The following is an 11,137-nucleotide window of genomic DNA, read 5'->3' on the forward strand; positions in this document are numbered from 1 at the left end:
CTACTTTATCAAGCAATTCCTATATCCGAACTCCAGTATGTTATTACAGCTATAAATGATACTGACATGTTTCAACATTTAGACTTAAGCAATGTTAATTTTAAGGAAAAACGGGCTGCTCAGATACGGGAAGATATTGTTCGTGTGCGGCATCTGTTTTTTCGGAGCGGCGTTTACTATCATGGCGTTTCATAATGATATCGGGATACGGGAAGTGTTCGGACAGGTATATGAGCTTATTTCCGGGCAAAGAGCGCAGGGGCTCACGGCTTTGGAGATTTCCTATTCGGTCGGGCTGGCGTTGGGTATCATCTTTTTTAATCACATCGGAGGCAGGCGCATCACAAAGGACCCGACGCCGATAGAGGTGGAGATGCGTAATTACGAAGATGATGTAAATAATGCGCTGGCAGAGACGGCAGACAGAGAGAAAAAGACGCTGGATGTGGAATAAAAGTACAAAGGAACAGCTGCCTTGGCAGCGGAATGAGAGGGAAGATGTATACAATTGTAGTTGCAGACGATGAAGAGGAACTGCGCAGCGCGATCGTGCGGCGTATCAACTGGGAAGAGATAGGATTTTCGGTAGTCGGAGAAGCAGAAAACGGAATCGAGGCGCTGGAGCTGGTGGACAGGCTGGAGCCGGACCTTTTGCTGACGGATATCAGGATGCCGTTTATTTCAGGGATAGAGCTGGCGCGGCAGGTAAGGGAAGTGCGTCCTGCGACCCAGATCGCTTTCCTGAGCGGATACGATGATTTTACCTATGCGCAGCAGGCGATACAGTACAATATCATCAGCTATCTGTTAAAGCCTATCACGATGGCAGAGCTGACGGCGGAGCTCGTGCAGATAAAGAGGCGGCTGGATACGATATTTGCGGAGTTTGCGCAGCGTAAAAAAGAGTCGGGGGGCGCAGAGGAATTCCTGCTGCCGCTTTTGATGGATTCGTCTCAGGACAGCTCGGATAAGGAGCGGGAAGAACGGCTTTATAAGACGGCGCGGGAGCTGGGGCTTGTACAGGCGGGAGAGCGGGTCAACCGTTTCGTTGTCATGGCGGTAACGCTTCTGGACGAAAGCGGGTCAAACCGGACGGAGACGGGACATGTGCATGCGATGGATACGATACTGGAAAAATATGCGCGGCATAAGGTGTTTTTTGCGGAAAACCGTATCGTGGCGCTTCTGATAGCGACACCTGCCTCTTTTGAAAAGTATCTGCATATTTTGTGCGATGATATTTTGCAGAGCGTAAAAAGGATATTGGGGCTATCGTGCTGTATGGGCGTAAGCCGTGAGACGGCGGAGCTGGGAGGGCTTAACGAAGCGTATCGTGAGGCGGTCAATGCGATGCGCTATGCGGGACGTACAGGCGGCGGAATACGTTACATTGCGGACGAGGAGCCTTTCGGCGGAACGGATATGGAAGAGGTCATGCGGATAGCGGCGCTGGCGGAGGAGCTTTTGCGTGCGGGAAACAGGGAAGCGTTAGAAGAGCTTCTGGACCGGGAATTTGCGAAGCTTTCCACGGAAAAGGCGGCGCGGGAAAAAAGAAGCTACCTGCTTTTGGAGCTTTTGTCGGCGGTATGCCGCGTGCAGTATGCGGTTTCCAGCGAAACGGAAGGCAGAGGGCTTTCGGGCGAACTGCTGGCGCGTCAGCTGACGCTTCTGGACAGACCGTTTCCGGAGGCGGCAGAGGCGTTTAAGAAGTTTTGCCTGATGTCAATGGAGCAGATAGACGAGGAGAAGCAAAAGAGCAGTATGGATGCCTGCGACCGGGCGCTTTTGATGATACGGAGCGGGTTTGCAGACCCGGATATCTCCCTTGTTTCCGTGAGCTCGCAGATAGGGGTGAGCCCGAACTATCTGAGCGCCCTTATCAAAAAGCGGACGGGTTCGAGCTTCGTGGATTATCTGACCGGACAGCGGATGGAGGAAGCGCGGCAGCAGCTTTTACATACGGACAAAAAAATACGGGAGATTTCGGAAAGCTGCGGCTACAACGACCAGCATTATTTCAGCTATTGCTTTAAAAAATATGCGGGAGTGTCTCCCAATGCGCTGCGCAGGCAGATGGCGGAGAGCGCTGGAGAGGAGATATGAAAAAAGAGGGAAGGAAAAAAATATCCAGTTCGGCAGTCATGATACTTCTTGTGATGGGGATGGTATCCGTATCGCTTTTGGTCGGGATGCTCGTATTTCTCGCAGTATACCGGACGAGCGTTACGGAAAATGCCAGAATTTCAGGAGAACAGGCGGTCAAGCAGGTATCCGGCATCATTGACAACTATATGGAAGAGCTGGAGGATGGGATACGTCTGGCAGAAAGCATTTTTTCACAGTCCGAAAACCGGCAGGAGGAGCTGAACCATCTGGTCTCCTCGAGGACGGATGTGGTGGCGGTCATGAGCTATGATCTGGAAACCGGGAGGCTTTTGGAGAGCTGGACAGGAAAGCAGAAGCAGAAAGAAGTGTTGCTGAGCAATCTTTCCTGGGGACCGGAAATGGCGGAGAAGACGGAAGACGGCAGCCTTTATGTTTCCAGACCGCATGTGGAAAGCCTTCTGGTCAATCATTATCCGTGGGTCGTTTCGGTCTGCAAACGGATGAAGGAGCCGGACGGCACGGAGCGTCTTGTAGTGATGGATGCACAATTTTCCGCCATTGCAGGATATGTGGACAACGTGGGTATCGGATATCATGGTTACTGCTTTATCATGGACAGGGACGGAAATCTTATTTATCATCCGCAGCAGCAGCTTATCTACGCGGGGCTGAAGGAAGAGCAGTGGACACTCCTTGAGGATTATGAAGGGGGGACACTGACGGAAAACGGGACGATATGTACGGTATCCGATGCACAGGGAAATGGATGGAAGGTAGTCGGGATCAGCTTTGTCAGCGAAATGGTAAATGATAAGCTGTGGGAAGTGACAGCGCTTGTGGCAGCTCTTCTGCTGGCGGTCTTACTGGCGGCATTTGTGAGCAGTCTCGTATTTTCAAGGATGATATTCCACCCCATCAGGGGACTTGTGTCTGCGATGCAGCAGTTTGAATCCAATGCGGAGGATTTTTCCTATGCGCCGGTGCGGGGGGCGAGCGAGATAGAAACGCTGTCCGTGTCATTTGCGCACATGGTGACGAGGATACAAAAGCTGATGGAGCAGGTCAGAAATGAAGAGATAACTCTGCGCAAGACGGAGCTGCGGGCGCTGCAGGCGCAGATAAATCCGCACTTTTTATATAATACGCTGGACTCCATTGCATGGATGTGTGAAGAGGAGCGAAGCAGGGAGGCTGTAGAAATGGTCAATGCCCTGGCGCGCCTGTTCCGTATCAGCATCAGCAAAGGTCATGAGCTGATACCCATCGAAAAGGAATTGGAGCATGCCCGCAGCTATTTGAAAATACAAAATTACCACTACAAAAATCAATTTACCTATTCATTTGAGGTGGATGAAAACTGCTTATCCTATTACTGCAATAAGATAACATTGCAGCCGCTCATTGAAAACGCGATATATCACGGGATAAACCGCATGATAGACGAGGGTGAGATAATCGTGCGCATTTACGAGAGGGGCAGCGAAGTCATCTTTGAAGTGGAAGATAACGGCGTCGGGATGACAGAGGAACAGTGCAGCCAGATATTGCATCACGAACCGGGAGATAAGGCGGGCATCGGCATTAAAAATGTGAATGACAGGATAAGGATATATTTTGGGGAGCAGTACGGGCTTTCGATAGAGAGCGAGCTGGACGAAGGGACAAAAATCATCATCAATATGCCAAAGATAAGGGAGGATACAGTCGAATGAATAAAAAGAGGGCAGCAAAGCTGCTGTTCATCATAGCGCTGCTGATGGCTTGCGCCCTGGTCCTGTTCGGTTATGTCCAGAAAAAATCAGGACAGGCAGCTCAGAAATATAAGGTGGCGGTCATCGCAAAATCTACAGAATCGGCATTTTGGAAATCTGTATTTGCAGGCGCAAATGCAGCAGGAACAGAATATAATGTAGAACTCAGCTTTCAGGGACCGGAGACGGAAGAGGATTATGAAACGCAGAACAGGATGATAGAGCAGGCTGCGGCTGACGGCGTTTCGGCGATCGTTTTTTCGGCGGTGGATTACAATGCAAATGCAAAGGCTATTGATGAAGCGGCAAAAAAAGGGATAAAGATCGTGGTGATTGACAGCGATGTGAATTCTGATGCGGTATCGTGCCGCATCAGTACGGATAATTATGCGGCGGGACAGATGGCAGGCAGGGCGGCACTTTTGTGCCCGGAAGAAAGGCTGTATGTGGGAATCGTCAATTTTGATGAAAAGACCGCGAACGGACAGGAGCGGGAAGCGGGATTCCGCGACGTAGTGGAAAAGGATGAAAGGGTGAAGTATATTGAAACCAAAACCGTGCTTTCGACGACGGAGGACGCGCGACAAAAGACATCGGAGCTTTGGCGTGGACGTCCGGAGATAAACGTTATCGCCACCTTTAATGAATGGACGAGCCTCGGAGTAGGATGGGCTATCCGGGATCTGGGGATAAAAGATAAGACGACGGTGGTGGCGTTTGATTCAAATGTAGTCAGCGTCGGAATGCTGGAGACCGGTGAGGTGGATGCACTGGTCGTGCAGAATCCTTATGCGATGGGATATCTTGGCGTGGAAAAGGCTTATCAGCTTCTGACAGGTCAGAAGCTTTCCGGTGAGAAGATGGACACGGCTACGACGATGGTAAACAGGGATAATATGTTTTCAGAGGAGTGTCAGAAAATACTGTTTGCGTTCGATTAGGGGGAGAAAGTTACAAAAAACACCACTCCCGCCCTGCTCACAGGAGAATTTTAAACAAAATATTTCCAAAATATGAACAAATCATTGAAATTTATAAAAAAGGTTGTGGATTATTCAATTTACTTTTTTTCATGCAATTTTTATAATATGACTTGTAAGATGCAAGAACGCAAAAGACGCATCTTACAGGTCATTTTTTTAGAAAACAGCGGGAAATCCCCGCAAAATATCAAGGAGGACATAGTATATGAAAAAGAAGGTTTTGGCACTGGTCATGACAGCAGCCATGGTAATGGGACTTGCAGCCTGCGGCGGCAACGCACAGAGCACAGGTAATTCCGCGGCTCCCGCTGAGACAGAGGCAGCAGCTTCTACAGCAGCAGGCAAGGCTGAGTCTGTAGCAGAAGCGGTTTCTGAGGCTGCTGAGAAGGGGGAAGACTTAAATGTAGGCGTATTCTACTACACATACAGCGATACTTATATCACAAGCGTTCGTACAGCACTGGATAAAGCTCTGACAGATGCAGGCATCACATTCCAGAACTTTGACGGTAACTCCAACCAGACAACACAGAACGAGCAGATCGATACCGCTATCGTTCAGGGCTGCAACCTGCTGGTAGTTAATATCGTAACCTCCGGTTCTGTTGACGCTTCTCAGGCTATCGTTGACAAGGCGAGCGCAGCAGGCGTTCCGGTAATCTTCTTTAACCGTGCGGTTGAAGGTGATGAGGACGAAGGCAAAGTACTTGGCAGCTATGATAAGTGTGCATTCGTTGGAACAGATGCTCCTGAAGCAGGTCATATGCAGGGTGAAATGATCGGTAACTACCTGGTTGAGAATTTTGATACAGTTGACTTAAACGGCGACGGCAAGATCAGCTATGCAATGTTCATGGGTCAGCTGGGCAACGTTGAGGCGATTTACAGAACCCAGTACGGTGTAGAGGATGCAAACAAAGTTCTGGTTGAGAACGGCAAGCCTGAACTGGAGTACTTCGACGCTTCCAACACTGACTGCTATCAGGTTGACCAGGATGGTAACTGGAGCGCTACCGCTGCAAACAACTACATGAACACAAACCTGGCTCAGTACAATGAAGAGAACGGCAACATGATCGAGCTGATCATCTGCAACAACGATGGTATGGCAGAAGGTGCGATTTCCGCATTAAATGATAAGGGCTATAACCTTGGAACAGAAGACTGCACAACAATTCCTGTATTCGGTGTAGATGCTACTGATGCTGCAAAACAGCTGATCGCCGACGGCAAGATGACAGGTACCATCAAACAGGATGCAGAAGGTATGGCAAACGGCATCGCTCACCTGGTAGGCAATGTAGGCGCAGGCAAAGAGCTGATGGCTGAAACAGAAGATTTCAATATCTCTGAAAAAGTAAGCAACAAGATTTTCATCCCTTATGCGGCTTATACGGGAGAATGACCGTAATCCAATATTGAAGTGTCAAAAAGGAGAACGGCTGTCGGGGACGGCAGCCGTTCTTTTATACGAGAGGAAGCGTAAGGTTCCTCCCGTATAAAAGAACATAGCCATACGCACTATTTTATACGGAAAGGAGGCGCATTTTTGATGGGACAGGATATTTTGCTGGAAATGAAGGATATCTGTAAAGAATTCCCGGGCGTAAAGGCGCTGGATAATGTATCCCTGACAGTGAGGCGGGGAACTGTACATGCGCTGATGGGAGAAAATGGAGCCGGCAAATCCACCCTGATGAAATGTCTGTTCGGTATCTATCAGAAGGACAGCGGACAGATTTTGCTGGAGGGGAAAGAAGTAAACTTTAAAAATTCCAAGGAAGCGCTGGAGAGCGGCGTTGCCATGGTACATCAGGAATTAAATCAGGCGCTGAAAAGAAATGTTATGGACAACATCTGGCTCGGCCGTTATCCGAAGGTGGCGGGCGTGATGGTAAATGAGAAAAAAATGTATCAGGATACCATGGATGTGTTCAAGGAGCTGGAGATAGATGTGGACCCGAAAAGGGTCATGAGCACGATGCCCGTATCCCAGAGACAGATGGCGGAAATTGCAAAAGCGGTATCCTTCCATTCCAAGGTTATCGTGTTTGATGAGCCCACCTCTTCCCTGACGGAGCAGGAGGTAGAGCATCTGTTCAAGATTATCAACATGCTCAGGGACAGAGGCTGCGGTATCATTTATATTTCACATAAAATGGCGGAGATTTTGCGGATAGCGGACGATGTGACCGTTATGAGAGACGGAACATGGGTCGCAACAAGGCCTGCGGCAGAGTTGACGACAGAAGAGATCATCCGTCTTATGGTAGGGCGCGAGCTGAACAATCAGTTCCCTCCTAAAACAAACAAGCCCGGAGAGGTTGCGTTGGAGGTAGAGCATCTGACAGCGCAGTATTCGCTCTTAAACGACGTATCCTTTAAAGTAAAAAGAGGCGAGATCGTCGGTCTGGCAGGACTGGATGGCTCCGGTAGGACCGAGACGCTGGAAAATATTTTTGGTATCGCTACGAGAAAGAGCGGAACCATCCGTCTGGACGGCAAAGAGGTGAAAAACCGCAATGCGCGGGAATCCATCAAGAACGGCTTTGCGATGCTGACGGAGGAGCGCCGTGCGACCGGTATTTTCGGAATTCTGGATATTCGGGAAAATACGGTGATATCCAGCCTGAAAAAGCATTTGCGGGGAGGCTTTGTCCTGAGCGACAAGTCGATGGCGAAAGATACTCAGTGGTCTATCGACGCGATGCATACGAAGACGCCGACGCAGCAGACCAAGATACGGACACTTTCCGGAGGTAACCAGCAGAAGGTCATCCTTGGACGCTGGCTTTTGACTGAGCCGGAGGTGCTTCTTTTGGATGAGCCTACAAGAGGTATCGATGTAGGCGCGAAATACGAAATTTATCAGTTGATCATTGATTTGGCGAACAAAGGAAAGAGCGTGATGGTGGTATCCTCCGAAATGCCGGAGCTTCTGGGCATCTGCGACAGAATCCTTGTCATGTCCGGCGGCAAGCTTGCCGGCGAAGTCAACGCGGCGACGACCTCTCAGGAGGAAATCATGACGCTTGCCGCGAAATATGTATAAAGGGGGTTTTTCAGGATGAATGCGATCAAAAATATGCAACTGAAATACAGCAATTATAAAAGTCTTGACGCTAAGGACAAAAGGACCTTCTGGAAAGAGACCGCGATCAACAATGCAATGTATGTATTGCTGATCATTGCGATCATTTATACCTTTACACAGAACCATAAGTTTTTGTCCACGAACTCTATTGTAAACATTATCAGCCTTTCTGCGGCAAACCTGCCGATCGCCTGTGGTATTGCAGGATGTATCGTTCTGACAGGTACGGACCTTTCTGCAGGACGTGTAGTAGGTCTGACGGCATGTATCAGTGCGTCTTTGCTGCAGTCTCTGGATTATGCGTCAAAGATGTTTCCGAACATGAAGCCCCTGCCGATTCCGCTTGTTATTCTGGCGGTTATCGCAGTTGGCGCGATCGTCGGCTGGGTAAACGGATTTTTCGTGGCAAAGTTCCAGCTGCATCCGTTCATTGTAACGCTGGCAACACAGTTGATAGTATATGGTATCCTGTTGATGTATATCATGATCAACGGCAATAATGGACAGCCTCTTTCCGGTCTGGATGATTCTTTTAAGCAGTTCGTAAACGGAAGTATTCTGAAGGTGGGCGGAGTTGCGATTCCGAACTATGTATGGATGGGTCTTGCAGTCGTTGTGCTGATGTGGTTTATCTGGAACAAGACGACCTTTGGTAAGAACATGTTTGCAGTCGGTTCCAATCCGGAAGCTGCAAACGTATCCGGCGTAAACGTAATGCGCACGACTATCCTTGTACATATGCTGGCTGGTATGATGTACGGTATCACAGGCTTTATCGAGTCTGCGCGTATCGGTTCCAATACGGCTGCTACCGGATTAAACTATGAGTGTGACGCGATTGCGGCGTGCGTTATCGGCGGCGTATCGTTCGTTGGCGGTACCGGCAAGATAAGCGGCGTTGTGATGGGCGTGTTCCTGCTGCGTATCATCTTTGTGGCGCTGAACTTCCTGTCCATCAACATGAACATGCAGTATGTGATAAAGGGGCTTATCATTCTGGTTGCCTGTGCGATCGACATGAGAAAGTATCTGGTAAGAAAGTAAAAATCAAACAGACTCCGGGGAGCGCATGGGATGCAGACTCCGGAGTCTGTTTGATTCGATAAGCCGGTCCGCACAGTGCGGCGGCGTTTGATGCAAAAGGAGAAACGGCTGGGAGTTTGATGAAAATGGATTTGAAAGAAAACGGACTGGAAGAAAAAGAGGAAATATCTGACGTACAAAGCGTTCCGGAAGAAAATCCGATGATAAAAAAACGCTGGTTCGGACGTGGGATATACGGGAGCAAGGATGTCCCCATCAGACTGTTGGACGGATTTATTGCAGTCGTGGTCGTTGTAATAGTGGGGATGATAATCTTTTTTACGGTTACTGGCGGATTTTATGTAACCTTTGAAACGGGCGGGGGGAGTGAGGTTGCGCAGCAGAAGCTGCGTCACGGCGAACTTGTAACGGAGCCGGAAGAACCGATACGTCCGGGATATGATTTCGGAGGCTGGTCAGTCGGCGGCGAAGAGCCTCTTTTCTGGGATTTTGGGGAGGATAAGGTGCAGGGGGATATGACGCTGACTGCGGTGTGGACTCCGGCAAAGATTCCGGTGCGTTTTGATACGGACGGCGGAATGGTAAACGGCTCTGAAACAGTGGAAATGACAGAAGTGGTTTTTGGGGAAAGCTACGGGGAGCTGCCGGTTCCTGAAAAAGAGGGAGCTGAATTTGCCGGCTGGTATTACAGCGGTGAAAAGATTACGGCGGATACGGTCGTGACGATGACCGGAGAGCATGTTCTGACGGCGGTTTGGGAATAAGTAAAAGATTAAAAAGTGTGCGCTAATGCGCACATTTTTTTCGTAAAGAGATTACGGAGGAGACAAGCAGCAGTCCGATGATCGTGCCGGAGACGTCGATGCACACATCCCGAAAAGACGGGCTCCTGCCGAAAGAGAAGCGCTGATGGAATTCGTCGAGCGCCGCGTAAACAAGGCAGAAGCACCATGCGCCGATGCGCGGACATGGGATATGCCAGAGCCGGAACGGCAAGAAGAGTGTGACAGCGAGGGCGGCATATTCCGTCATATGAGCCAGCTTGCGCACGAGCGAATGATAGATGCCGGAGGCGGCGATAAGCTCCGTTTCGGACAGCTCCAGTGAAAAGAGCCTGTCAAAGGCAGTGATCATCCCTTCTGTGACAGGATAGCTCAGCTGGCTGGAAAGGGCAGCGTTCTGGCTTTAAAAATAGAAGATCAGTCCCATGACAGCCAGCGCCGTCCTTGAGATAACGTAGATAGATACGGATTTCTTCGTAAGAGACCTCTGAAAGAATTTTTCCGGAAAGCTCTTTTTCGACCCAATTAAGGAACTCGTCCAGATAAGAGAGGTAGGTAGAGATTGTTTTGGGAGCCAGGTCCCGGAAAGAAAGGATGTCGAGATGTTTCTGTATAAAATCACTGTAAAGTGTATTCATGGCAATAGCCCTCCTTAAAAGATTTTTGCAGTATTCAAAAAATCTATGTGGAGGAGCACGAATAGTGTACTGTATCAATGATATTTAGCACAACTGCCAACCCTATTATGGGTTAGCAGTTATTCTGCCATATCCAGCCAGCTTCCATGCTTTGGCGTGTAATGGATTTCAAGGCGCTTTATAATCCGCCTTGCCTCTGCAGGTGGAAATGCTTTATATAATGAAGCTGCTTTATGTGTGTTCAAATTATCCATGACCAAAATGATTTTCTCGGCTTCGGGAAACATCTCATCCGATAAATACTTGATCTCCAGCGCCCAGTCAAGTGCGGTACGATGCTCATGGACACTTACATGATGGGTTCCGCCAAGGGGTTCCACAAATGCAAAGATGCTGCATGTCCCATTACGGGTATATTCAGAGTCAATCTTTTGGTCATCGCCCGGCCTCATAGGAAGCGGTTTTCTTGCATCGCCCAAAAGCTGGTATGGCTTTTCGTCCATGCAAACGACAGGACGCATTGGGTCATAGGGAAGCTCATAGACATCAAGGACATCTTCCATGCAGGCTACAAATTCGGCATCTTCTTTTGAAGGGATGCACCAGTAGTCGTTTTTGTGAGGTCGAAGTTCGTTTTTTTTAAAGCCCGGCCTATGGTGTCTTTACTAACAGGTACATCGAGAGCCACTTTGGCTTGTTCTTCCAGCAGACGCAGTGTCCATCGGGAATGTCCTTCAGG

General features: G+C 49.2%; 11 protein-coding genes. 8 read left to right on the forward strand and 3 right to left on the reverse strand.

Annotation, left to right across the window (positions count from 1 at the left end; all coding sequences use genetic code 11):
• Nucleotides 1–142: 142 nt before the first annotated feature.
• The 8 genes from FYJ45_RS25680 (at nucleotide 143) to FYJ45_RS25715 (ending at nucleotide 9,742) form a co-directional block, all read left to right on the forward strand.
• On the forward strand, nucleotides 143–454 hold the full coding sequence (locus tag FYJ45_RS25680) for a hypothetical protein (protein ID WP_235931018.1): 312 nt from the start codon (nucleotides 143–145) through the stop codon (nucleotides 452–454).
• 44 nt (nucleotides 455–498) lie between these two features.
• A complete protein-coding gene (locus FYJ45_RS25685) occupies nucleotides 499–2,103 on the forward strand; it encodes a response regulator transcription factor (RefSeq protein WP_154467938.1) in 1,605 nt (534 codons plus the stop codon).
• The gene (locus FYJ45_RS25690; RefSeq protein ID WP_154467939.1) at nucleotides 2,100–3,818 is read left to right on the forward strand and encodes a cache domain-containing sensor histidine kinase; all 1,719 of its coding nucleotides are present in this window, start codon (nucleotides 2,100–2,102) and stop codon (nucleotides 3,816–3,818) included. Before FYJ45_RS25685 ends, FYJ45_RS25690 begins: the two co-directional genes overlap by 4 nt.
• On the forward strand, nucleotides 3,815–4,798 hold the full coding sequence (locus FYJ45_RS25695; protein ID WP_235931019.1) for a substrate-binding domain-containing protein: 984 nt from the start codon (nucleotides 3,815–3,817) through the stop codon (nucleotides 4,796–4,798). The genes FYJ45_RS25690 and FYJ45_RS25695 overlap by 4 nt, the downstream gene beginning before the upstream one ends.
• Nucleotides 4,799–5,045: 247 nt before the next feature.
• On the forward strand, nucleotides 5,046–6,245 hold the full coding sequence (locus tag FYJ45_RS25700) for a galactose ABC transporter substrate-binding protein (RefSeq protein ID WP_235931020.1): 1,200 nt from the start codon (nucleotides 5,046–5,048) through the stop codon (nucleotides 6,243–6,245).
• A 147-nt stretch (nucleotides 6,246–6,392) separates the two neighbouring features.
• On the forward strand, nucleotides 6,393–7,892 hold the full coding sequence (locus FYJ45_RS25705) for a sugar ABC transporter ATP-binding protein (protein ID WP_154467951.1): 1,500 nt from the start codon (nucleotides 6,393–6,395) through the stop codon (nucleotides 7,890–7,892).
• 15 nt (nucleotides 7,893–7,907) lie between these two features.
• The gene (locus FYJ45_RS25710; protein ID WP_154467940.1) at nucleotides 7,908–8,978 is read left to right on the forward strand and encodes a galactose/methyl galactoside ABC transporter permease MglC; all 1,071 of its coding nucleotides are present in this window, start codon (nucleotides 7,908–7,910) and stop codon (nucleotides 8,976–8,978) included.
• Between the two features lie 125 nt (nucleotides 8,979–9,103).
• Complete coding sequence (locus tag FYJ45_RS25715; protein ID WP_195841988.1) at nucleotides 9,104–9,742, forward strand: InlB B-repeat-containing protein; 639 nt, start codon at nucleotides 9,104–9,106, stop codon at nucleotides 9,740–9,742.
• 22 nt (nucleotides 9,743–9,764) lie between these two features.
• On the opposite strand, the gene FYJ45_RS33325 is transcribed toward FYJ45_RS25715, so the two are convergent.
• The 3 genes from FYJ45_RS33325 to FYJ45_RS25730 form a co-directional block, all read right to left on the reverse strand.
• Nucleotides 9,765–10,112, reverse strand: a complete 348-nt coding sequence (locus FYJ45_RS33325) for a VanZ family protein (protein WP_154467942.1) — start codon at nucleotides 10,110–10,112, stop codon at nucleotides 9,765–9,767.
• A complete protein-coding gene (locus FYJ45_RS25725) occupies nucleotides 10,096–10,398 on the reverse strand; it encodes a phage integrase N-terminal SAM-like domain-containing protein (protein ID WP_154467943.1) in 303 nt (100 codons plus the stop codon). The genes FYJ45_RS33325 and FYJ45_RS25725 overlap by 17 nt, the downstream gene beginning before the upstream one ends.
• A gap of 119 nt (nucleotides 10,399–10,517) precedes the next feature.
• Nucleotides 10,518–10,997: an IS630 family transposase gene (locus FYJ45_RS25730; RefSeq protein WP_321170311.1), complete on the reverse strand. Its 480-nt coding sequence runs from the start codon at nucleotides 10,995–10,997 to the stop codon at nucleotides 10,518–10,520.
• Between the last annotated feature and the right edge of the window lie 140 nt (nucleotides 10,998–11,137).

The organism is Eisenbergiella porci, from assembly GCF_009696275.1.
In the GTDB taxonomy this organism is placed as follows: domain Bacteria; phylum Bacillota; class Clostridia; order Lachnospirales; family Lachnospiraceae; genus Eisenbergiella; species Eisenbergiella porci.